Here is a 22,482-nt window from a genome sequence, read left to right on the forward strand (position 1 = left end):
CCGAAGGGCGCAAGAGCAAAATTAATCTAGTTCAAAAAGTATTAGCACGCTCGCTGTATTTGCTGTAACGCAATCTCTTGCTGTTTTAAAAGATTACGTTGGATTTTACCGCTGGATGTTTTAGGTAGGCTTTCTACAAATTCAATTTCTTTTGGATAAGCGTGTTTCGATAAGCGGGAGCGAACATATTGCTGTAATTTTTGATCCAAATGTTCACTCGGCAGATATTGTGGTTTCAAGACAACAAATGCTTTCACAATTTCGGTACGCTCTGGATCTGGCTTACCAATCACAGCAGACTCCAGCACTTCCTCACACTCTAATAATGTACTTTCAACATCAAAAGGCCCCACACGATAGCCTGACGTTGTAATGACATCATCATCACGTCCAATAAAGTCTATACCGCCGAACTCATTCAGTTGAACCATATCACCTGTCAAATAATAGTTTCCTACAAAGGATTTACGATTCTGTCCATCATAGCCCTTGAACCAGAATAAAGCGGATTGTGAACAATCGATTGCCAAAGTCCCCACTTCTCCCTGTTTTACTTCCTGATGCTGTGCATTCAGGACTGCGAAGCGATGCCCAGGGATGGCAAAGCCCGCAGAACCTACTTTTTTCGGATGTGCTAATGCATGATGATTCGCAATGACCATTCCAAGTTCTGTTTGACCATATTGATCATAAATATTGACGTCTAAATCATGATTAAACCAATGAATCACTTCTGGCGTCAGTGGTTCACCTGCACTACTCACCACACGTAAATGTTGTTTAATTGACGCATTAAATTTCTCTTTGAATCCAAAGAACATTCGAAAAGCGGTCGGTGAACCCGTCAAATTAGAAACTTTATGTTTTTGAATTACTTCAATGGCTTGATCTACATTAAATGCGCGTTCATCCATAATAATGCTATGACCTAAACTGAGCGGACCTGTAATACCATAATACAAACCATAAGCCCAACCTGGATCTGCCAGATTCCAAAAAGAATCTTCTTCACGCAAATCTACAGCATGGGTCATATAGCCTTTAAAGGCTAAAATCGCACGTAATGGTACTGGAACCGATTTCGCCAAACCCGTCGTACCCGAGGTAAACATCATCAAAAAATCATCATCAAAATGCCGCATTACCGCAGGACATTCTGCATCTTTCGCATTAAGTTCTTGCCAAAAATCTGGATCGGTTTTAAGGCTGTGTTTGTCACGATGTACAGTCAGAATTTGAGCAACATGGGTATGATTCAGCTTAGATCGTTGTTCAGAATTAGTGACTATGAGTTTTGTTTTAGCAACCTCAATACGATGCTCAATCGCCTTAGACTCAAATGCAGTAAATAAAGGCTGATAAATTGCACCAATACGCCAAGTCGCTAACACAGTAATCAATAACTCGGGGGTTCGTGGCAAAAGCCCTGCAATACAATCCCCCGCCTGAATTCCAGATTGCAGGAAATAGTTTGCCAATTTACCTGAAGCTTCATTTAACTGTTCAAAGCTCCAACGCTCCGACTCACCCTGTTTACCTTCCCAGATTAAAGCCGTTTTATGCTGTCCCAAATAACGAGCACAACATTCAACATAAGCATTTAGGGCTTGCGGAGTTCCAACTAAATGATCTTGAATTGCTTTTTCAAGACTAAATTCTTGATGGGCTTCTACTAACGTCTTCATGACTACAACCTCTTCCTTGCACAAAGCTCCTCGCCTTGTATTTTTAGCTTTTATTGTTTTCCACAATCTATTTTAGAATTGGGTGATCTGTACTTAGCTAATCATGCCTTGAAGGATGCATCAATTTCCAAATCCATCAATCTGATTGCTGTTTTATGCACATTAAGAACACAACGTCTCAATGTGCAAATTTGGTTTAAACTTGGGTAATCTCTCGAGCAATCAACAGTCTTTGTATATCGGATGCACCTTCATAAATTTGGCTAACACGCACATCACGATAAATACGTTCCACTGGAAAATCATTCACATAGCCATAGCCACCATAAATTTGAATCGCGTCGGAACAAACTCTTTCTGCCATAGTAGATGCAAACAATTTAGCCATTGAGGCTTCTTTTAGACAGGGCTGTCCCGCATCTTTTAAACTTGCAGCATGCAAAATCAGTTGTCGTGCTGCTTCAATTTGTGTTGCCATGTCGGCCAAACGGAAAGCCACAGCTTGATGCTGTACCAACTCCACCCCAAAAGTCTTACGTTCATTGGCGTATTCAATGGCCGAATCTAAAGCCGCACGAGCCATACCGACAGACTGCGCCGCAATACCAATACGGCCCGATTCTAAGTTGGATAATGCTATCTTGTAGCCTTGACCCTCTTCACCCAATATATTTTCCGCAGGAATTCGGCAATTCTCAAACACAATAGTGGCTGTATCTGAACAATGCTGCCCCATTTTTTCCTCAATTCGCGATACGATATACCCCGAGGTATCCGTTGGTACGAGGAAGCAAGAAATGCCTTTTTTCCCTGCGGATTGATCCGTCACAGCAAAAACAATTGCTAACTGTGCATACTTGCCTGTGGTAATAAACTGCTTGGTTCCATTTAATACCCACATGTCTCCATCACGCTCTGCACGACATTGCAATGCTCCCGCATCAGAACCTGCTTGTGGCTCAGTTAAACAAAAACATCCTAGCCAATCTCCTGTTGCCAATTTTGCTAGATATTTCTGTTTTTGTTGTTCTGTACCATATTTATAGGTAATGCCACATGGCAATGAGTTTTGTACACTAACAATCGTGGAAATTGCACCGTCACCTGCTGCAATTTCTTCAATGGCTAAGACCAGTGAGACATAATCCAGACCTGCACCACCCCATTCGAGTGGTATGGTCATACCCAATGCTCCCAATTCACCCAACTGCTTTAATTCTTCGGCAGGAAATTGCCCAGTTCTATCACGCTCAGCCGCAGTAGGTTTCAGTTGTGTCTGCGAAAAATCGCGCAGCATCTCCTGAACCATTTTTTGCTCATCATTTAAAATCATGTAAATACTCTTATTTGTTCTCTATTCTGTCTGTTGCACATCCGAATTGTGCGAACTTATTATCTATGCACGTATTTAGTTTTATTTCGGCGCCATACGAATCGCACCATCTAGACGAATCACTTCGCCATTCAAATACGTATTTTCAACAATGTGTCCAACCAGACTGGCAAATTCTTCTGGTTTGGCCAAACGTGGTGGAAACGGCACCATTTGTCCTAAAGCGTCTTGCACGTTTTGTGGCATACCTTTAAGCATCGGGGTTTCCATAATGCCGGGGGCAATGGTCATTACACGTATCGCATTACGCGACAGTTCACGTGCAAGCGGTAAAGTCATGGCCACAATTGCACCTTTTGAAGCTGAATAAGCCGCCTGACCAATTTGACCATCGTATGCAGCAACGGAAGCTGTATTAATAATCACGCCTCGATCTTCTTCATCATTTTTCAATTCATATTTCGCCATCAATTCCACAGCAAAACGAATCATATTAAAGCTACCTGTGACATTCACCTCTAGGACTTTTTGAAACATCGCCAAGTCATGTAAACCATCACGCACTAATATTTTTGCTGACGGCGCAATGCCAGCACAATTGACCAAGCCATTCAGTTGACCAAAATCTTGCTCTACATTTAAAAAGAAAGATTTCACGGTATGTTCATTGGTGACATCTAAAGGGTAAAACTTCGCGTTTTCACCCAAATGTTGTTTTAAGGCATAGCCCAGTTCTTGATTCATATCGACAAAAGCAACACGGGCACCTGCATGTATCAGATATTTAACCGTTGCTGCACCTAAACCCGAAGCACCACCTGTGACCACAAAAACTTTATTCTGAATTTTCATTTCCCTGTCCTATCTTTTTTAAGTTCATACTCGACTTTAGCTTCAGAGTAAACACTGTCAAGCTTGAGTACAATTTCCAAATATTGCATTATTAATGATGGATTTGGACAGTGGAATGTCGAAAGATTTGGATTTTTACATGCGCGAACAACAATTATTTTTTGACAAAGGCAGCATTTCAATGACCTTGGTACAAGAGGCAGTACTTTCTGCACACCACCAAGGACTCAATATTCAGGAAATTTTACACAGTGCAGGCATCCCCACAGAATTAATGCAATCCAATAAAGCTCGGGTTTCTATTTCACAATATGCCCAACTTTGGATTGAACTGGCTAATCGTATGGATGATGAGTTTTTTGGTATGGATTACCACGCTGTGCGACGTGGTAGCTATCAATTTATTTCTAAAGCCGTTATGCAGAACGAAACGCTTGAAAAAGCACTTAAAGATATTTTGAAATTCTTCAATTTAATTTTAGATGATTTCCAAAGCGAATTAATTCTTGAGCAACATATTGCACGGATTATTATTCATGATAAAAAGCAGCCAAAGCGCATGTTCAGTTATGCGACTTATCTGATGTTAATTCATACTTTAATGTGTTGGTTAGCCAGTCAACGTATTCCTCTCAACTTAATCCAACTCAAGTGCGAAAAACCGATAACAGATGAAGATTACCGTATTCGGTTCTGTTCCAACATTGTCTATTTTGCAGAACAAAACGTTGTAGAATTTGATCGAGACTATTTAAATATTAAGATTAAGCAGGATAAAAAATCGTGGTATGAGTTCATTTCACAAACGCCACATAATCTCTTGGTCCGTTTTAAAAACCCACATGCGCTCAGCACTCAAGTTCGTAAATACTTACTGCAAGCCCCGCCTTCGGAGTGGATTGAACTGAATGCATTGGCACAACAGCTCAATATGTCTGAAGCAACGGTGCGCCGCCGACTTAATAGTGAAGGCTGTAATTATCAACAATTAAAAAATGATATTCGTCGCGATACAGCCATTGAACTTTTAACTAAAACCGATAAACCACTACATGAAATTAGTGATGAACTGTATTTTCATGACCCAAGTGCTTTCCATCGTGCTTTTAAAAAATGGACGGGGCTAAGTCCTGGTGCTTATCGTCAATCGAAAGAATAAACATGCTCACAAAGAAATGATAAAGCCATAACTTTTTTATTACTGCTCAGTCATCTAGATTGAATTGCAAATTGCGCCATATTAGTATATTTTTCACTCAATTCTAAAGCATAGTTTTATGCTTATTTTCGGCTGTACTCTTCCTGTTTTATTTATCGCCTTAACTTAAAGGTAAACGTTATGTTTAAGATGATTGATGTACTTGATCAAAATCTCGTGCAAAATTTCACCCATTCTCTGAACTCCCCAACAGCATTAGATGAATTATTTAGTCAAAGCCTGCTCAATATTTCTGAAGTTGAGCTACAAAATGTGATTGCTCAATTTTTTTCGCAACATGATGCTATGGCAAAAGCGAAGGCACTCGAGCTAAGCGATGAAGCTATTCTGCGCTTAAAAACAGGTGAAAATCTGACTCAAGGCACAATGCTTACTCATACCTCTAAAATTGTCGCGCTTTGTTTAGCAGAAGAAATTGATGCGTTATCGAAAGTTGAGATTTCCGAAATTCCAGCGGATTATTTCGTTTAGTACATTATTTTAGCTATTAGAATGAAGTGGAAAAGACGACATTGTTGCCGTCTTTTCTTATAAATGACTTCACTATCTCTTGCACAGCACAGTTTGTCTATGGAACACTGTCGTTGTGATAGAGATGGTATAGATCAATGATTGTTCGAGATAAAAATAATAGTTTCAAATTACTTTTCGCATGGTCTGGCACCATACTTCCTAAAGTACTCCCTGCACTATTAATCGTCATATTGATTTCAGCAATTCTGGTTTATCTCTCTTCACATCAATACTTTACTATTCCTGCGGTTCCAGCGATTGGCTTTACCATTTTCGGTATCATCCTCTCCATCTTTTTAAGTTTCCGTAATAACGCCTGTTATGACCGTTGGTGGGAAGGACGCAAACTCTGGGGTGCATTAATTGCCAATTCACGCCATATCTCTCGTGATTCGCATGTTCTCAGTACTGAACGTCGCGACATCTTAATGTATCGCGTCATGCTGTTTACCCATTTATTACGTGATCGTCTTAGAGAGCAGCCTCAATCTTTCAAGTTTTATCACGATAAAGTGGATTTTAATTCAACACAGTTGCAACAACTCAGCAAAAAAATTAATGCTGCACAATATGTGCTTGAAGTCATTCAAAAAGATTTAGTCCTCGCATTACGTAACACAGAAATATCTGACATTATTTACAATAGTCTAAATCAACATATTGTCGAATTAGGCAATATTCAAGCAGGTTGTGACCGTATTTTAAGCACCCCTTTGCCTTTTTCATATTCAGTGCTTTTACATCGTACCGTTTATTGTTTTTGTTTTATTTTACCTTTTAGTCTTGAAGCCAGTTTAGGGATTTGGACTCCCATTTTAGTGGGCTTGATTGCTTATTTATTTTTGGGTTTAGATGCATTAAGTTCACAAATTGAAGAACCCTTTGGCTTACAAGACAACGACTTACCACTTAATTCAATTGTACGTTTAATTGAGCGGGAAATGTCAGAATCTCTTGATATTGAACTACCACCTGTAATTCAACCAACTCATCATAATTTAACTTAATCTTGCACATTCTAGACTGTACAACATGCTGAGAACGCGATTTATTTTCTATTTCCAATAACATAAAAAAGCACAACCGTTGGGTCGTGCTTTTTAAATTTTGCAGCTATAAAACAGTACAATTACTGCAGTTGCCCCAAAGTTACACGGTCATTTCCACCATAATCTTTGACTGTTCTGACTTCTTTAAAACCTGCCGCTTTAAAGATATTACGTACCGCTTCCCCCTGATCATAGCCATGTTCAAGTACAATCCAACCTTGTGCGGCTAGCCATTTTTTACCTTGCTGAATAATATGCTCAATATCTGCCAAGCCTTGTTTGTCCGCAACCAAAGCTCGTTCAGGTTCAGCAGCTAGATTCAACATATGCTCATCTTTTGCATCAATATATGGTGGATTAGACACAATCACATCAAAATATTGACGATTCAATGCAGCAAACCAACTGCCTAAAAAGAACTTCACCTGTGTTAAATCATGCTTTTCGGCATTCTGCAGGGCAACTTCCAAAGTCGGTTCATAAATGTCTGTTGCAACCACAGACCAGTTTGGACGCTCACTTGCCAATGACAATGCGATTGCACCCGTACCTGTACCTAAATCCACAACACGAGTATCTTCGGGCAAATCAAGACGTAAAACGGTTTCTACCAATACTTCAGTATCTGGGCGAGGGACCAAAGTATCTTTAGTCACCGTCAGGTCTAATGTCCAAAATGGTTGTGAACCCGTGACATAAGCCAAAGGTTCGCCCGCTACAATCCGAGCCAAACCATTTACATAATCTTGCTCTTGCTCTGCGGTGAGTTCTTGTGCAGATTTGAGGGATAAATCAAAAGCATCAATTTTGAGAATATGCTCAAGTAACCAAGCATTCTCTTGACGCTCATAACTTTCAGCCTCTCCACGTAAGGCTAATGCCTGTGCAATATTCATTAGCCACCATTTTGCTGTGCAAGCATTGCCAATTGATCTGCCTGATATTCACGATGCAGACTATCGAGCAATTCGTTTAAATCACCTTCCATCACAGCATCCAACTTATATAAAGTTAAGTTGATGCGATGGTCAGTCATGCGACCTTGCGGATAGTTATAAGTACGGATTCGCTCAGAACGGTCACCCGAACCCACCAAATCGCGACGCATTTCAGAAGTTGCAGCATCAGCCGCAGCACGTTTGGCATTTTCTAAACGTGAAGCCAGTAAAGCCATGGCTTTGGCTTTGTTTTTATGCTGTGAACGTTCTTCTTGGCATTCCACTACAGTTCCTGTAGGAATGTGGGTAATACGAACAGCCGAATCTGTTTTGTTGACGTGCTGACCACCAGCGCCTGATGCGCGATAAGTATCAATACGCAAGTCAGAAGGATTGATATCTACAGTCGTATCTACATCAATCTCAGGTAAAATCGCAACCGTACATGCTGAAGTATGTACTCGACCTTGTGACTCCGTCGCAGGGACACGTTGTACACGGTGAGCGCCACTTTCAAACTTCAAACGACCATACACCCCTTCACCATTCACTAGGCAGATAACTTCTTTATAACCACCATGTTCGCCTTCATTTTCTGAAAGTACTTCAATACGCCAACCTTTCGATTCAGCATACTTGCTGTACATACGGAACAAATCACCTGAGAAAATGGCAGCTTCATCACCACCCGTTCCCGCACGGATTTCTAAATAGGCAGAATTCGCATCATTTGGATCCTTAGGAATCATCAAAATATTGAGATCAGCTTCAAGCTGTTCAATGATTGCTTTATTTTCCTTAATTTCTTCTTGAGCCATTTCCTTAAAGTCTGGATCAGACAACATGGCATTTGCAGTTTCGATGTCTTCTTCTGCTTGTCTGTACTTCGCCCAAACTTCTGTAATTTCACTTAAATCACTATGTTCGCGTGATAATTGACGAAAACGCTTGTTATCCGAAATAACCTCAGCATCGGCCAATAATGCTGTTAACTCTTCATGACGGTCAGAAAGCTGATCTAATCGCAAACGTAACGATTCTTTCATTGTTTAATCTATCTCAATAACTCAGGCAGTCTAAATCAGGCTGCATAATTTCAAATTTGCGCATAGTTTACCGATTCTGCCCTTTAATTGACATATCTATTATGCTGATAAATAAGCTCCCGAAGCGTTCACTTTCTTCATCATTTATCCTTCTATCCCTTAACAATATTGCTGCTTATTTACCCACATAATGATAAATCAGTCATAAAATGAACGATTTTAATCAAACTCATACAAAGCACCCACTTAACAGCACAACTTAGCGCCTTGCTCTCCACATTTATAACGATGCGTTTTGTTAGATTTGCCACATCAAAAAATTTCGTCCGCATTTTTGGACGTGGAGAATACGATGAAACTAAATGTTGTTTTATTAAGTACTGCATTGGCAGCATCTTCAATGTTAGCAATGAACACTCACGCTGATAGTACAACACGTGTTGCAGCAGCAAGTGCACTAGGTAGTGTTGCGGGTACTGCTGTTGGTAAAAGCATGGGTGGCAATACGGGTGCAACCATTGGTGCAGCACTTGGTGGTGCTGGTGGTGCTGCTGTAGCAAGCGACAGACGTAACCGCACAGAGTCTGCTATTGGTGGTGCTTTAGGTGGTGGTACAGGTTATACCGTCGGTAAAAGTATGGGTGGTACTAGCGGTGGTTACATTGGTTCTGCACTAGGTGCTGCTGGCGGTGCTGCATTAGGCAACAAAATTTCTAAAGATAAAGCTGAAGAAAAAGCCAAATCATCACGCAAATGGAAAAAACGCCACCGTCACTACCGTTAATTCCGACAGTCCAAGCATTCAAGCACCGTTAGGTGCTTGTTTTATGTTGAATTAAAAAAGTTGGATCTGAAATTGAAATGATGGTTTCTATAAAACTGTAATTGTGAATTTGTTATGAAGAAGCAACACAAAGTAATGACAAAACCCTCATGCACACACACAAAGCCTTTCATTTTAATTCGCTTAACTCTTTTAAATTGGACTCAAGCACATAGCACTATGAAAAAATGGAGTTTGTCATGAAACTGAATCATGTAATTTATGCCTCATTAATCGCGACCACAATGATGGGGACGGCTTATGCCGATAATGGTACTCGAGTTGCAGCAACATCTGCTTTAGGTAGTGTCGCAGGCACAGCAATCGGTAAACAACTGGGTGGCACAACAGGTGCAATGATTGGTGCTGCTGTCGGTGGTGCTGGTGGCGCCGCTGCTGCGAGTGATCGACGAAATCGAACTTCTGCCGCTATTGGTGGTGGTCTCGGTGGTGCTGGGGGTTACACTGTAGGTAAAAATGTTGCAGGAACCAATGGTGGGTATGTTGGCGCAGCTTTAGGTGCCGCTGGTGGTTCAGCGCTAGGACGTAAAGTGTCAGAAGACCGTCGTGATGATGAACGCTATGATAATCGTGGCTATCGCTCAGACCGTAATTATCGCTATAACGACGATGCACGTTACAATGATCGCCATTACCGCCATGACAATGGACGCCATTTGGGTCACTACAAGAAAAAACGTTGGGATGATTAACCCTACATAATACAAAGCATCTTCGGATGCTTTTATTTTGGGCTCAGGCAACATATCGAAATTAAACGATATACAACAACCCACTTATATCGTATTATTTCGATATAGAATTTTCGAGTCTGGATATGCCTACTCTACAAAATACCAAATTTTCAATTCTGGAACTTGCCCCAGTCCGTGATGATAAAAGTATTGCCTTTTCTCTACACCATGCTCTTGAACTGGCTCAACATGCTGAAAAATTGGGCTTTGAACGTTTTTGGTTGGCTGAACATCACAATATGGATGGTATTGCCAGCTCTGCGACAGCCGTCTTACTGGGCTATATTCTTACCAACACACAAACACTTAAAGTCGGTTCGGGCGGGATCATGCTCCCTAATCACGCACCACTTGTGGTTGCCGAACAATTTGGGACTTTAGCCACGCTTTATCCTAACCGTATTGAGCTTGGTTTAGGTCGTGCTCCAGGTACAGATCAAGTCACTATGCGTGCTTTACGTCGTGGGCGCCAAGAAACTGAAGATCAATTTCCACAAGATGTCGCGGAAATATTGCAATACTTTAAAGCGCCTGAAGAAAATCAAAAAATTGTTGCTACGCCAGGTCAATCAACTCATGTCCCTGTTTGGCTTTTAGGCTCTAGCCTTTTTAGCGCTCAATTAGCGGCACGTTTAGGTTTACCCTACTCGTTTGCTTCACATTTTGCACCAAGAATGCTCGGACAAGCCATTCAACTTTACCGTGATAATTTCCAACCATCAGAATATCTGGATCAACCTTATGTTTCGATGGGCGTGCCTACAGTCATTGCCGACTCAGATGAAGAAGCTCAGTATCTTGCGACCAGTGCCTTCCAACGTGTACTCGCCTTAATGCGTGGACATAGCCTAAAACTTAAGCCCCCTGTAGAAAGCATGCAGAACCTCTGGTCACCCGTTGAAAAAATGTCCGTGAATAACTTCTTTGCCTTAGCACAAATTGGTTCAGTTCAAACCGTAAAAGAGGGTCTTGAAGATTTACTCAAGACCTATCAAGTCGATGAGTTTATTTTCACCTGTGATATTTACGATACTGAAAAACGCTTAGCGAACTTTAGCCATCTAATGGACATTAAAAAATAACATTTGATCCAAACTTTTAAATCACAATCAAGCCTAAGAGCATGTTTCTTAGGCTTTTGGAATTTACCCTAGTAGCAATTTTTCAAAAATGACTGCCGAGTAGCTGAATCAACTTTACGCAGTAGATGAATTAATATTCAATTAAAAAAACAAAAAATCCGACAATAAAAAATGATTAAGGAATAATCATGCAGCAATTTAGTAAGCTGAACACGTCCAGCCGTATTTTTCAACATCAAGCACAAGATTATGAAATATTTAAAGGACAAATACAGACATCGGCTGAACTAAATCTAGATACTTGCATCGGGCTAAGAGTCGCTATTATTGGGATCGATCAAAAAATTGCGGCCTTACTAGAAAAAATCCGCAATAAATCAAGCTTAGTATATGTTTTTCAGATACAACCAGCATTAATTCTTCCACAGTCAGAATATAAATATAGCCGCTATGTGCAACATCCATTGCTCATAAAAAATAAGCGCCTCATCAATACTCGGATCAAAAGTATCTTAGCCCTGCGTTTTTTGGATTCTCAAATTAAAGACTGTTGGCTAAAACGACAACTAACCCCTAACATTACCCGTGAAAAGAAAGAATTTCTAAAATCTGATGATTATTACCACGCACTACAACAAGAAAAATGTCGACTGATTACTTGGCCACTCAAGAAAATTACAGAGAGCTGCATTGAATGTGTAGATGGCTCTATTTATCCTGTCGATTTAATTATCACTACAAATTTGCCTAAATAATTGCAGATTACTCCAAATGAAGTTTCATATTTATAATTAAAATAATTGTGCACAAAAAACAACCCAATCTAGTTATTCAGATTGGGGATTAAGCCATTCCTTTTTTGTATAAATACTGGATTGATCCAATATTATCCGATGCGGCGTTTTAGACCCGTCATTTGTAAGACACGAGTAGAAATTTCTTCAATCGACATTTCAGACACATTCAAATACTTTATTCCTTCCGAAATATAAATACCCTCAATTGCGCGTAATTCCATCTGACATTGACTAAAGCTTGCATAGCGGCTATTGGCTTTACGCTCAGAACGAATCGCAACCAAGCGCTCAGCATCAATCATAAGCCCAAACAGCTTATGCTTATGTGCTTTCAATACTGAAGGTAAACGGTTGTCATCCAAATCTTCTTCCGTCAGTGGATAGTTTGCTACACGAATTCCAAATTGTAATGACAAATAAATGGATGTTGGTGTCTTCCCTGAACGAGAAACCCCAATCAAAATTAAGTCGGCTTTGTCGTAATGACGGGTACGAGCGCCATCATCGTTATCCAGCGCAAAATGTACAGCATCAATACGCGCTTTATACGATTCAGAATCCGTCACAGCATGGGTTTGCCCGACTAAAGTTGTAGGTGGTGTACCCAACTCTTCAGACAACTTACTAATTAGCCCTTCAAACACATCTAAATTTACAGCATTGGCCGTATTAATAATATCTCGCGCATAAGGATCAACCAAAGTATCGAACACTAATGGCTTTTGTCCATCACGTTCAGCTCGTTGATTAATCTCAGAAACTACATTCATTGCAGCTTCTTCAGAGGTAATATAAGGAATAATATGAATGTCAAAATCTACATTTGGAAACTGGGCCAGTAAAGAGTGTCCGAGAGTTTCTGCTGTGATTGCAGTTCCATCTGAAATAAAAAACACACTTCGCTTTATTTGTTTACCTTCTGACATTAAAATTCTCCTCAAATATTTGTCTAAGTGCTATATAATCATTATAGTAAACTGATCTTACATGACTGTCGCTTAGTAAAATTAAAAAGCTAAGCAGATTTGTTTTAAATTCATGCCAAGATAGTGATTAATACTGCAAAAGTGGAGTAACAACTTTGGAAGCGCGCGTAATTGGTCTAGAAAAATTAGGGAAACACGACGTAGAGCTCGTGGGTGGCAAAAACTCATCTCTGGGCGAGATGATTAGCCACCTTGCAAATGCAGGTGTATCAGTACCTGGGGGCTTTGCTACTACTGCTGCTGCGTATCGTGAATTTCTCGAGCAAAGTGGCCTTAACGCTAAAATTAACGCGGAACTTGCAGCATTAAATGTTGATGATGTAATTGCACTTGCAGAAACTGGTGCAAAAATCCGTCAGTGGATTGTCGACACCCCGCTTACGGCAGGACTTGAAAAGGAAGTCCGCGACGCTTTCGCTACCCTTTCAAACGGCAACCCTGATATCGCGGTTGCCGTTCGTTCATCTGCAACAGCAGAAGATTTACCTGATGCATCTTTTGCAGGTCAGCAGGAAACTTTCTTGAACATTCGCGGCATTGATAATGTTCTTATCGCGATCAAAGAAGTTTTCGCTTCACTTTATAACGACCGTGCTATTGCTTACCGTGTTCACCAAAACTTCGCGCATGACATTGTTGCATTATCTGCAGGCATCCAACGTATGGTTCGCTCAGAAACTGGTGCAGCGGGTGTAATGTTTACTCTAGATACAGAATCAGGCTTCCGTGATGCTGTATTTATTACTGCTTCTTATGGTTTGGGCGAAATGGTTGTACAGGGCGCTGTAAACCCTGATGAATTCTATATTTCTAAGCCCCTTCTTAAAAATGGCAAACATGCTATTTTGCGTCGTAATCTTGGATCTAAGCACCAAAAAATGGTGTATGGTGAAGAAGGTGCTGCTGGAAAATCAGTGGTCGTGGTTGATGTTGAAAAAGCAGAACGTCAACAATTTGCGTTAAATGATCACGAACTTCAAGAGCTTGCTAAACAAGCATTGATCATTGAAGAACACTATCAAGCACCTATGGATATTGAATGGGCAAAAGATGGTGACGACGGTCTAATCTATATCGTTCAAGCACGTCCTGAGACAGTAAAAAGCCGTGAAAATGTCGGCACCATGGAACGCTACCTGCTTAAGCAAAAAGGTACTGTAATCTGTGAAGGTCGCTCAATCGGTCAACGTATCGGTTCTGGTAAAGTACGCATTGTGACGTCTATTAAAGAAATGGACAAAGTCCAAGAAGGCGACGTACTTGTTTCTGACATGACTGACCCAGATTGGGAACCAGTAATGAAACGTGCTGCTGCAATTGTTACAAACCGTGGTGGTCGTACTTGTCACGCAGCAATTATTGCACGTGAACTTGGTGTGCCTGCAATTGTTGGTTGTGGCAATGCAACCGAAGTTTTAACCGATGGCCAAGAAGTGACTGTTTCATGTGCTGAAGGTGATACTGGCTTTATTTACGAAGGTTCGTTAGATTTCGAAATTCAACGTAACTCAATTAACTCTATGCCAAAACTTCCGTTCAAAATTATGATGAACGTAGGTAACCCTGACCGTGCATTTGACTTTGCACAAATTCCTAACGAAGGTATTGGTCTTGCGCGTTTAGAATTTATTATTAACCGTATGATTGGTGTACACCCTAAAGCCTTGTTAAATATTGACAGCTTACCGCGTGAAACTCGTGCAGCAGTCTTGGCTCGTACTGCGGGTTATGCTTCTCCAATTGAATTTTACGTTGAGAAACTTGTAGAAGGTATTTCGACACTTGCTGCTGCATTTGCTGACAAGCCTGTGATTGTTCGTATGTCTGACTTTAAGTCAAATGAATATGCGAACTTGATTGGCGGTAAGCTTTACGAGCCAGAAGAAGAAAACCCAATGCTTGGTTTCCGCGGTGCAAGCCGTTATGTTTCTGAAAATTTCCGTGATTGTTTCGAATTAGAATGCCGTGCATTGAAAAAAGCACGCGATGAAATGGGTTTGACCAATATTCAGATCATGATCCCATTCGTTCGTACTGTACATGAAGCAAAACGTGTCATTGAATTGCTTGCTCAGAATGGTCTTAAGCGTGGTGAAAATGGTCTGAAAGTAATCATGATGTGTGAATTACCAACTAATGCACTGTTAGCTGAACAATTCCTTGAACACTTTGATGGCTTCTCTATCGGTTCTAATGACTTAACTCAGCTTACATTGGGTCTGGATCGTGACTCAGGTATTGTTTCTCACCTATTTGACGAACGTGATGCAGCTGTTAAAGCATTACTTTCAATGGCGATTCATGCATGTCGGAAAGCTGGTAAATATGTAGGTATTTGTGGTCAAGGTCCGTCTGACCATCCTGACCTTGCAAAATGGTTGATGGAACAAGGAATTGAGTCTGTTTCACTTAACCCAGATTCAGTTTTAGACACTTGGTTCTTCCTTGCCGAAGAAAAAGCTCAACAAGCTTAAGAAAACATGTTAAAAAAAGACCCATTAGTTGGGTCTTTTTTTCTCTTTTCATTTTTTGAGATTTTATTTTTATGCAAATTTACTTGGCACGAAATAATCAACAAGCTGGTCCATACACTTTAGAACAGTTGAATCAAATGCTTGCCAGCCAACAAATACTCTTAACAGATTTGGCTTGGCATGAAGGTATGACGGAATGGAAAGCTTTAGGTGAATTAACCCAAGGGAAACTTGTATATACACCAACAGGTTATGTTCCACCAACACATATACCTTTACAGAACTCCACAATTATCCAAACGAAAGTTGAAGGCAAAGTATCTAAACCAGAACTTGCTTCAGTCAATATTCGTGCGTTAGCAAAAATCATTGATTTATTACTTTGGCTGCCCGCAGCTGCAATTCCTTCTTTCTTTCTGAATGCCAATCAGGTGAATGAGCTAGCTAGCATTCAGCAAAAAATGCAAGCTGCAGACACCTCCACACAAGCTATGCAATTGCAACAGCAACTTTTCACGCTTATTCCAATCGAAGCGTGGCAAACCATGTTTGCCTATATCATTATTATGCTAGCGATTCAGGCATTCTTTCTAGCAAAGTCTGGACAAAGTATTGGTAAAAAGTTAACGCGAATTAAAATTGTAGATGCCAATAATGGCGAGAAAGTGAATTTAACGCGAATCTTTCTGTTACGCAGTATTGTATTTATCATTTTAAACATGCTATTTATGCCATTTATTACGATTGCCGACTATTTATTCGCATTCGGAAAAAATCGACAAACATTGCACGATAAACTAGCAAAAACCATCGTGATAAAACAATAAACGTGATTAAAATTAAGGGATGATCGGTTCATCCCTTTTTTTACACATAAGTTTGATATTTCAATAAAAAAAAACCTGAAACAACTAATTCCGACCACTAAAATCAGGTTTTATAACAGACATTTAAAGCGACTTTATATATAGCTTAGTTTAACGATATCAGGCATAATGCCCTACAACGTAGCGGTGTCACATGCTTGAGAATTTTTTTCATTCAAAAACAAAATTCTCAATCATGCGACACTTTAATCGCTATCCCATATTATTTAGGGAATGGGACTCTTCACCGAGGTTGTAAAATGAGACAAACAATTTTAGCTGTATTGTCTTTATCAACGATTGCTGCACTCTTAACTGGGTGTGGTGGTGATATGGTACTTCTAAACTCTAAAGGTCCAGTTGCGCAAGGTCAAAGTGACCTGATGATGACTGCGATCTATTTAATGCTATTGGTCGTTATTCCATCGATCTTAATGGCATTATGGTTTGGTTGGAAATATCGTTCGTCGAATAAAGATGCAGACTATAAACCTACTTGGGCACACTCAACTGCTATTGAAATTGTAGTTTGGGGTGTTCCAGTTATTATTATTGGTATTCTAGCTTGGTTAACTTGGTGGGGTTCACACAAGTATGACCCGTACCGTCCAATCGATTCTGATAAAGCACCATTAACCGTTCAAGTTATCGCTGAACAGTTTAAGTGGATCTTTATCTATCCAGAACAAGAAATTGCGACTGTTAACGAAATTCGCTTCCCAGAGAAAACTCCTGTGAACTTGCGTTTGACGTCTAACTTCACAATGAACTCGTTCTTCATTCCTGCACTTTCTGGCCAAATTTATACTATGGCTGGCATGCAAACTCACCTGCATTTATTAGCAGATGAAACTAGCCCTGCTGAAGGCTACCGCGGTTTCTCTTCTAACTACTCAGGTTATGGCTTCTCTCAAATGCGTTTCCGTGCGCATTCAGTGACTGAAGCTCAGTTTGCTGATTGGGTCGCAGCTGTGAAAGCAGGCAACGGTAGTTCAATTAACCCTGAAGCAATTCAAAAAGGTATTTTAGACCAAGCTGAATTTGCAACCTTGCGTGATGGCAACCGTTCGCATCATCAGATCGAAGTTCTTATCGCTAAAGCGACTACTCCAGAAGAAAAGGCTGCTGCTGAAGCAATGAAGCCTTATCCAACTAAGCCACATCCAGTGACTTACTACTCTTCTGTTGAAAAAGGCTTGTTTGAATCAGTAATCAACAAATACATGAGTAACTATCACGGTGCTGATCATTCAGCTACTGCGGGTGCTCACGGGGCTGCTGCTGAAGCACATGCCGCAGTTGAACCTGCTTCATCGGCTGTAGGGGAATAAGACATGAGCTTCTTAGGTAAGTTAGGTCCAGATTCGATTCCACACGATCCAATCGTGTTGGTAACGGTTGCTTTGATGGTTTTAGGTGGTATTGCTGCTTTTGCAGGCATTACCTACTTTAAAAAATGGAGCTACTTGTGGAACGAATGGTTCACATCTGTAGACCATAAGAAAATTGGTATCATGTATATCTTGGTATCTGTAGTCATGTTACTTCGTGGCTTCGCAGATGCAATCATGATGCGTTTACAACTTTTCCTCGCTCGTGGTGGCGGTGAAGGTTATTTACACCCAGAACACTATGACCAGATCTTCACCGCTCACGGTGTAATTATGATCTTCTTCGTAGCAATGGGTCTTGTTGTTGGCTTAATGAACATCTCTGTACCTTTACAGATTGGTGCTCGTGACGTTGCCTTCCCATTATTGAACTCTGTAAGCTTCTGGTTATTCGCTGGTGCTGCAGGCTTAATGATGGTTTCACTTGCTTTAGGTGAATTCGCTGCTACAGGTTGGATGGCTTACCCTCCTCTTTCTGGCATTGAATACTCTCCTGGTGTTGGTGTTGACTACTACATCTGGGCACTTCAGATTTCTGGTTTAGGTACACTTTTAACTGGTGTTAACTTCTTTGTTACCATCATCAAAATGCGTGCACCTGGCATGAAATTGATGGATATGCCAATTTTCACTTGGACTGCTCTTTGTACTGCAGTTCTGATTATTGCTGCATTCCCAGTGTTAACTGCAACAATTGCAATGTTATCTCTAGATCGTTACTTCGGTTTCCACTTCTTTACCAATGAGCTTGGCGGTAGCCCAATGCTTTACGTAAACTTGATTTGGACTTGGGGTCACCCAGAAGTATATATCTTGGTATTACCAGCCTTTGGTATTTACTCTGAAGTTGTATCGACTTTTGCTCGCAAAACGTTGTTCGGCTACAAATCTATGGTGTATGCAACAGTTGCAATTACTGTATTGTCATTTGTTGTATGGCTTCACCATTTCTTTACCATGGGTGCAGGTGCCAACGTTAACGCGTTCTTCGGTATCATGACGATGGTTATTGCGATTCCGACTGGTGTGAAAATCTTCTCTTGGTTATTCACCATGTACAAAGGTCGCATTACATATACAACACCAATGCTTTGGACACTGGGCTTCCTTGTGACTTTCGGTATCGGTGGTTTGACTGGTGTATTAATGGCTGTTCCGCCTGCGGACTTCCTTGTACACAACTCTTTATTCCTTATCGCTCACTTCCATAACGTAATTATTGGTGGTGTTGTATTCGCAATGTTTGCGGGTATCATTTTCTACTGGCCAAAAATGTTTGGTTGGAAGCTTAATGAAGCTTGGGGTAAAGCAGCATTCTGGTTCTGGTTCTTAGGTTTCTACTTTGCATTCATGCCACTTTATATCCTTGGTTTCATGGGTATGACGCGTCGTTTGAATACATATGACAACCCTGAATGGGATCCGTACATCGCAATTGCATTGTTTGGTGCAGTATTAATCGCACTTGGTATTGCATGTTTCTTAATGCAAATCATTGTTGGTTTCTTACAACGCCATGACAACATGGACGTTACAGGCGATCCATGGGACGGTCGTGTACTTGAATGGTCTACGTCTTCACCTGCTCCGTTCTATAACTTTGCTCATCTTCCTAAAATTAGCGGTATCGATACTTTCTGGAATGACAAAGAGAATGGTGTTGCTTATGCACGTCCAACGTCTTATGAAGATGTACATATGCCAACGAACCGTGCTGCTGGCTTTGTAATCGCAATGTTCATTACTGTTATGGGCTTCGGTTTAATCTGGCACATTTGGTGGTTAGTTGTCGTAACCTTTGTTGCTGCAATCATCAGCTTCATCGTAAGCTCTTTCACTAAGAAAGTTGATTACTATGTTCCTGCTGCTGAAGTTGAGCGCATTGAAAACGAACGCTATGCGATTCTTGAAAAACACTTGAAGAAGGACTAAGACAATGGCTGAAGTACTTCATCACGATAACCACGGACACGATGAACATCATCATCACGATGATACTGACATCACTGTCTTTGGTTTCTGGTCATACTTGATGAGTGACTTGATCCTATTCGGTACACTCTTCATTGCTTTCGTTGTATTAAGTGGTCACGTTCCACCGGGTACACCAAGTGCAAAAGAACTTTTTGGTGAGTCTTTAAGTTTCGTATTAACTGAAACTTTTGCTCTCTTAATTTCTTCTGTAACATTTGGTTTTGCTGTACTTGCATCATACAAAAAGAATGTTAGCCAAGTTTTAATCTGGTTAATTATTACTTGGGTATTTGGTGCATCGTTCATTGGCATGGAACTGTACGAGTTTAATCACCTTGTACATGCTGGTCATGGTCCAAGCACAAGTGCGTTCTTATCTGCGTTCTTTACTTTAGTTGGTACGCACGGTATTCACGTAACTTCTGGTTTGGTATGGATGATTGTGTTAATGATTCAAATCAAGAAAAATGGTTTGACTTTACCGAACACACGTCGTCTTGCTTGCTTGAGCTTGTTCTGGCACTTCCTTGACATCGTGTGGATCTGTGTATTCAGCGTAGTTTATTTGGCGGGAGTTCTCTAATGGGTCACGATCATCATACGTCTGATGCAGCTCACGGTACCGTAAAACAATATACCATTGGTTTTATTGTTTCTGTGTTATTAACTATTGTTCCATTCTACATGGCAATGAACCCAGAAAACTTCGGTCGTGGCGCAACTCTTGCAGTCATTGGTATTACTGCAATTGCTCAGGTTCTTGTACAGTTGATTTTCTTCTTGCACATGAACTCATCTGCAGAGCAGCGTTGGAACGTAATTGCATTTATTTATACAATTCTTACAATTGCCGTTCTTTTGATTGGTTCTGTATGGGTTATGAATTACCTTCACTTCAACATGATGCTCTAAACTGGTTGTCATGTTAAAAAAGTATTTATTCCTGACTAAGCCAGGAATTCTCTTTGGTAACTTCGTTACCACTTTGGGCGGCTTCTTCTTAGCCGCCCAAGGTTCTGTAGATTTCCTTTTACTTCTGATTACCCTACTGGCTACAACTTTAGTTGTTGCATCAGGATGTGTAGTTAACAATGTCATTGATCAAGACATTGACCAAAAGATGCAACGTACTCAAAACCGTGCTCTTGTTCAAAAAACGATTAGTCCTAGTATTGCTCTTGTTTTTGCAGCAGCTTTAGGTCTTTTGGGATTTGGCATGTTATGGCTTTTTGTCAATGCTTATGCTTTTGGTTTCGCTGTTCTTGGTTTTGTTGTTTATGTCGGTTTTTATAGTCTTTGGAGCAAACGTACCACCATTCACCAAACATTGATTGGGAGTATCTCAGGTGCAAGTCCACCTGTAATTGGTTATACGGCTGTTTCTAACGAATTCGATGTTGCTGCATTACTGATTTTTTTAGCATATGCACTCTGGCAGATGCCCCATTCATGGGGAATTGCTATCTATCGTTTCGATGACTACAAAAATGCAGGTATTCCAATTTTACCTGTTGCACGTTCAATTTTACGTACCAAAGTCGAAAGTCTGATTTACGTAGTTTTGTTTGCAGCAGTATTAAATGGTCTATATTGCTTTGGTTATACAAACTTATTTTTCTTAATCAGCTTTAATGCTTTATGTGCCTATTGGGTTTATTTATCCATTATTGGTTTTAAAGCAGAAAATGATCAAGTTTGGGCTAAACGCTATTTCTTATATTCTGTGATTTTAATCACTGCTTTAAGTTTTAGTTTTAGTTTTAGCTATGTAAGCCCTGCCCCGCATTTACCACTTTTTTAAAAGATAGAGACCCCTCTCTATCTTTTAAAAATTTGCCCTATCTGAATACATTGTAAAAACTTACTTTTCTTTAGCTACTTTCATTTAAATATATTTATATTTAAACTCCATCCTAAATTCACAGCATAACTTATTTTATGACTTGAATTTGGTCGCTAAACCATCTAAAATTCATCCTTCGCAAATTATGCGACACAACTTAGGTTGTGACTCCTTGCTTCCGACTTATTATTCTGGTTGGGGGCTGTTTAAACCGTAAGGAGCTGACAATGCGTCATTACGAAATCGTACTTTTAGTACACCCTGATCAAAGCGATCAAGTCGTTGGTATGGTAGAACGCTACCTAACTCACATCAAAGAAGCTGAAGGTCAAATTCACCGTCTTGAAGACTGGGGCCGTCGCCAATTGGCTTACCCAATCAACAAGATCCACAAAGCTCACTACATTCTTATGAATGTTGAGTGTGGTCAAACTACTCTTGATGAGTTAGAAGAATTGTTCCGTTATAATGACGCGATCCTTCGTAACTTAATCATCCGTCGTGAAAACGCAATCACTGAAGAGTCTTTATTGGCTAAGAGTGCTGAAGAAAAGCGTGCGCGTAAAGCTCAACGTGAAGAAGCACAACTAGCTGCTCAAGACTCTGCTGAAGCATAAGGAGAACATCAATGGCACGTTTTTACCGTCGTCGCAAGTTCTGCCGCTTTACAGCTGAGAACGTTACGTACATCGACTACAAAGATATCGACACTTTAAAACAGTACATCACTGAAAACGGCAAGATTGTTCCTAGCCGTATTACAGGTACTAAAGCTCGTTACCAACGTCAATTAGCGCTTGCTATTAAACAAGCTCGTTACTTGTCTTTGATCCCTTACACTGACAATCATAAGTGA

At 40.4% G+C, this 22,482-nt stretch carries 22 protein-coding genes; 16 read left to right on the forward strand and 6 right to left on the reverse strand.

Features of this window, described 5'->3' with window-relative positions:
• Positions 1 to 41: 41 nt before the first annotated feature.
• From E0H94_RS10130 to E0H94_RS10140, 3 genes are all read right to left on the reverse strand, one after another.
• A complete protein-coding gene (locus tag E0H94_RS10130) occupies positions 42 to 1,685 on the reverse strand; it encodes an AMP-binding protein (protein ID WP_131326413.1) in 1,644 nt (547 codons plus the stop codon).
• Positions 1,686 to 1,881: 196 nt separating this feature from the next.
• Positions 1,882 to 3,018, reverse strand: coding sequence for an acyl-CoA dehydrogenase family protein (locus E0H94_RS10135; RefSeq protein ID WP_131326415.1), 1,137 nt, complete (start codon positions 3,016 to 3,018; stop codon positions 1,882 to 1,884).
• 81 nt (positions 3,019 to 3,099) lie between these two features.
• Positions 3,100 to 3,870: a 3-hydroxyacyl-CoA dehydrogenase gene (locus tag E0H94_RS10140; protein WP_131326416.1), complete on the reverse strand. Its 771-nt coding sequence runs from the start codon at positions 3,868 to 3,870 to the stop codon at positions 3,100 to 3,102.
• Positions 3,871 to 4,009: 139 nt separating this feature from the next.
• Between E0H94_RS10140 and E0H94_RS10145 the strand changes: the two genes are divergently transcribed.
• From E0H94_RS10145 to E0H94_RS10155, 3 genes are all read left to right on the forward strand, one after another.
• Entirely contained in the window at positions 4,010 to 5,029 is a 1,020-nt protein-coding gene (locus E0H94_RS10145) for an AraC family transcriptional regulator (protein WP_131326417.1), read from the forward strand.
• Between the two features lie 180 nt (positions 5,030 to 5,209).
• Positions 5,210 to 5,560 (forward strand): hypothetical protein, encoded by a 351-nt coding sequence (locus E0H94_RS10150; protein ID WP_131326418.1) that lies wholly within the window; start codon positions 5,210 to 5,212, stop codon positions 5,558 to 5,560.
• Positions 5,561 to 5,697: 137 nt separating this feature from the next.
• Positions 5,698 to 6,609 (forward strand): bestrophin family protein, encoded by a 912-nt coding sequence (locus E0H94_RS10155; RefSeq protein WP_131326419.1) that lies wholly within the window; start codon positions 5,698 to 5,700, stop codon positions 6,607 to 6,609.
• Positions 6,610 to 6,731: 122 nt separating this feature from the next.
• On the opposite strand, the gene prmC is transcribed toward E0H94_RS10155, so the two are convergent.
• Together prmC and prfA are read right to left on the reverse strand one after the other, a co-directional pair.
• Positions 6,732 to 7,547: a peptide chain release factor N(5)-glutamine methyltransferase gene (prmC, locus tag E0H94_RS10160; protein WP_131326420.1), complete on the reverse strand. Its 816-nt coding sequence runs from the start codon at positions 7,545 to 7,547 to the stop codon at positions 6,732 to 6,734.
• On the reverse strand, positions 7,547 to 8,635 hold the full coding sequence (gene prfA, locus E0H94_RS10165; protein WP_131326421.1) for a peptide chain release factor 1: 1,089 nt from the start codon (positions 8,633 to 8,635) through the stop codon (positions 7,547 to 7,549). The genes prmC and prfA overlap by 1 nt, the downstream gene beginning before the upstream one ends.
• A gap of 352 nt (positions 8,636 to 8,987) precedes the next feature.
• Here prfA and E0H94_RS10170 point away from each other — a divergent pair, with 352 nt between their 5' ends.
• From E0H94_RS10170 to E0H94_RS10185, 4 genes are all read left to right on the forward strand, one after another.
• Complete coding sequence (locus E0H94_RS10170) at positions 8,988 to 9,419, forward strand: glycine zipper domain-containing protein (RefSeq protein ID WP_131326422.1); 432 nt, start codon at positions 8,988 to 8,990, stop codon at positions 9,417 to 9,419.
• A 239-nt stretch (positions 9,420 to 9,658) separates the two neighbouring features.
• Complete coding sequence (locus E0H94_RS10175; protein ID WP_131326423.1) at positions 9,659 to 10,171, forward strand: hypothetical protein; 513 nt, start codon at positions 9,659 to 9,661, stop codon at positions 10,169 to 10,171.
• Positions 10,172 to 10,296: 125 nt separating this feature from the next.
• Positions 10,297 to 11,295: an LLM class flavin-dependent oxidoreductase gene (locus E0H94_RS10180; protein ID WP_131326424.1), complete on the forward strand. Its 999-nt coding sequence runs from the start codon at positions 10,297 to 10,299 to the stop codon at positions 11,293 to 11,295.
• Between the two features lie 188 nt (positions 11,296 to 11,483).
• A complete protein-coding gene (locus tag E0H94_RS10185; protein ID WP_131326425.1) occupies positions 11,484 to 12,050 on the forward strand; it encodes a flavoprotein in 567 nt (188 codons plus the stop codon).
• Positions 12,051 to 12,181: 131 nt separating this feature from the next.
• Here the strand turns inward: E0H94_RS10185 and E0H94_RS10190 are convergent, their stop codons facing one another.
• Complete coding sequence (locus E0H94_RS10190; RefSeq protein ID WP_131326426.1) at positions 12,182 to 13,018, reverse strand: pyruvate, water dikinase regulatory protein; 837 nt, start codon at positions 13,016 to 13,018, stop codon at positions 12,182 to 12,184.
• Positions 13,019 to 13,173: 155 nt separating this feature from the next.
• Here E0H94_RS10190 and ppsA point away from each other — a divergent pair, with 155 nt between their 5' ends.
• From ppsA to rpsR, 9 genes are all read left to right on the forward strand, one after another.
• Positions 13,174 to 15,552, forward strand: a complete 2,379-nt coding sequence (gene ppsA / locus E0H94_RS10195) for a phosphoenolpyruvate synthase (protein ID WP_131326427.1) — start codon at positions 13,174 to 13,176, stop codon at positions 15,550 to 15,552.
• 71 nt (positions 15,553 to 15,623) lie between these two features.
• Positions 15,624 to 16,379: an RDD family protein gene (locus tag E0H94_RS10200; RefSeq protein ID WP_131326428.1), complete on the forward strand. Its 756-nt coding sequence runs from the start codon at positions 15,624 to 15,626 to the stop codon at positions 16,377 to 16,379.
• 299 nt (positions 16,380 to 16,678) lie between these two features.
• Entirely contained in the window at positions 16,679 to 17,749 is a 1,071-nt protein-coding gene (gene cyoA, locus E0H94_RS10205; protein ID WP_131326429.1) for a ubiquinol oxidase subunit II, read from the forward strand.
• A gap of 3 nt (positions 17,750 to 17,752) precedes the next feature.
• Positions 17,753 to 19,741, forward strand: a complete 1,989-nt coding sequence (gene cyoB, locus E0H94_RS10210) for a cytochrome o ubiquinol oxidase subunit I (RefSeq protein ID WP_131326430.1) — start codon at positions 17,753 to 17,755, stop codon at positions 19,739 to 19,741.
• A gap of 4 nt (positions 19,742 to 19,745) precedes the next feature.
• Positions 19,746 to 20,366, forward strand: coding sequence for a cytochrome o ubiquinol oxidase subunit III (gene cyoC, locus E0H94_RS10215; protein WP_131326431.1), 621 nt, complete (start codon positions 19,746 to 19,748; stop codon positions 20,364 to 20,366).
• Positions 20,366 to 20,695 (forward strand): cytochrome o ubiquinol oxidase subunit IV, encoded by a 330-nt coding sequence (gene cyoD / locus E0H94_RS10220; RefSeq protein WP_116759538.1) that lies wholly within the window; start codon positions 20,366 to 20,368, stop codon positions 20,693 to 20,695. Before cyoC ends, cyoD begins: the two co-directional genes overlap by 1 nt.
• Positions 20,696 to 20,705: 10 nt before the next feature.
• Entirely contained in the window at positions 20,706 to 21,584 is an 879-nt protein-coding gene (gene cyoE / locus E0H94_RS10225) for a heme o synthase (RefSeq protein WP_131326432.1), read from the forward strand.
• A 269-nt stretch (positions 21,585 to 21,853) separates the two neighbouring features.
• A complete protein-coding gene (gene rpsF / locus E0H94_RS10230; protein ID WP_116759542.1) occupies positions 21,854 to 22,243 on the forward strand; it encodes a 30S ribosomal protein S6 in 390 nt (129 codons plus the stop codon).
• Between the two features lie 11 nt (positions 22,244 to 22,254).
• A complete protein-coding gene (gene rpsR, locus E0H94_RS10235) occupies positions 22,255 to 22,482 on the forward strand; it encodes a 30S ribosomal protein S18 (protein WP_004278792.1) in 228 nt (75 codons plus the stop codon).

Source organism: Acinetobacter sp. ANC 4173, assembly GCF_004331255.1.
Taxonomy (GTDB): Bacteria; Pseudomonadota; Gammaproteobacteria; order Pseudomonadales; family Moraxellaceae; genus Acinetobacter.

Bases quoted from the DNA above. Each gene is read 5' to 3' on its own strand.
- rpsF (WP_116759542.1), top strand. From the start codon at position 21,854: ATGCGTCATTACGAAATCGTACTTTTAGTACACCCTGATCAAAGCGAT.
- cyoA (WP_131326429.1), top strand. From the start codon at position 16,679: ATGAGACAAACAATTTTAGCTGTATTGTCTTTATCAACGATTGCTGCA.
- E0H94_RS10145 (WP_131326417.1), top strand. From the start codon at position 4,010: ATGCGCGAACAACAATTATTTTTTGACAAAGGCAGCATTTCAATGACC.
- E0H94_RS10180 (WP_131326424.1), top strand. From the start codon at position 10,297: ATGCCTACTCTACAAAATACCAAATTTTCAATTCTGGAACTTGCCCCA.
- E0H94_RS10155 (WP_131326419.1), top strand. From the start codon at position 5,698: ATGATTGTTCGAGATAAAAATAATAGTTTCAAATTACTTTTCGCATGG.
- prmC (WP_131326420.1), bottom strand. From the start codon at position 7,547: ATGAATATTGCACAGGCATTAGCCTTACGTGGAGAGGCTGAAAGTTAT.
- E0H94_RS10150 (WP_131326418.1), top strand. From the start codon at position 5,210: ATGTTTAAGATGATTGATGTACTTGATCAAAATCTCGTGCAAAATTTC.
- cyoB (WP_131326430.1), top strand. From the start codon at position 17,753: ATGAGCTTCTTAGGTAAGTTAGGTCCAGATTCGATTCCACACGATCCA.
- rpsR (WP_004278792.1), top strand. From the start codon at position 22,255: ATGGCACGTTTTTACCGTCGTCGCAAGTTCTGCCGCTTTACAGCTGAG.
- E0H94_RS10130 (WP_131326413.1), bottom strand. From the start codon at position 1,685: ATGAAGACGTTAGTAGAAGCCCATCAAGAATTTAGTCTTGAAAAAGCA.
- E0H94_RS10175 (WP_131326423.1), top strand. From the start codon at position 9,659: ATGAAACTGAATCATGTAATTTATGCCTCATTAATCGCGACCACAATG.
- E0H94_RS10170 (WP_131326422.1), top strand. From the start codon at position 8,988: ATGAAACTAAATGTTGTTTTATTAAGTACTGCATTGGCAGCATCTTCA.
- E0H94_RS10200 (WP_131326428.1), top strand. From the start codon at position 15,624: ATGCAAATTTACTTGGCACGAAATAATCAACAAGCTGGTCCATACACT.
- cyoE (WP_131326432.1), top strand. From the start codon at position 20,706: ATGTTAAAAAAGTATTTATTCCTGACTAAGCCAGGAATTCTCTTTGGT.
- cyoC (WP_131326431.1), top strand. From the start codon at position 19,746: ATGGCTGAAGTACTTCATCACGATAACCACGGACACGATGAACATCAT.
- E0H94_RS10185 (WP_131326425.1), top strand. From the start codon at position 11,484: ATGCAGCAATTTAGTAAGCTGAACACGTCCAGCCGTATTTTTCAACAT.
- cyoD (WP_116759538.1), top strand. From the start codon at position 20,366: ATGGGTCACGATCATCATACGTCTGATGCAGCTCACGGTACCGTAAAA.
- E0H94_RS10135 (WP_131326415.1), bottom strand. From the start codon at position 3,018: ATGATTTTAAATGATGAGCAAAAAATGGTTCAGGAGATGCTGCGCGAT.
- E0H94_RS10140 (WP_131326416.1), bottom strand. From the start codon at position 3,870: ATGAAAATTCAGAATAAAGTTTTTGTGGTCACAGGTGGTGCTTCGGGT.
- E0H94_RS10190 (WP_131326426.1), bottom strand. From the start codon at position 13,018: ATGTCAGAAGGTAAACAAATAAAGCGAAGTGTGTTTTTTATTTCAGAT.
- prfA (WP_131326421.1), bottom strand. From the start codon at position 8,635: ATGAAAGAATCGTTACGTTTGCGATTAGATCAGCTTTCTGACCGTCAT.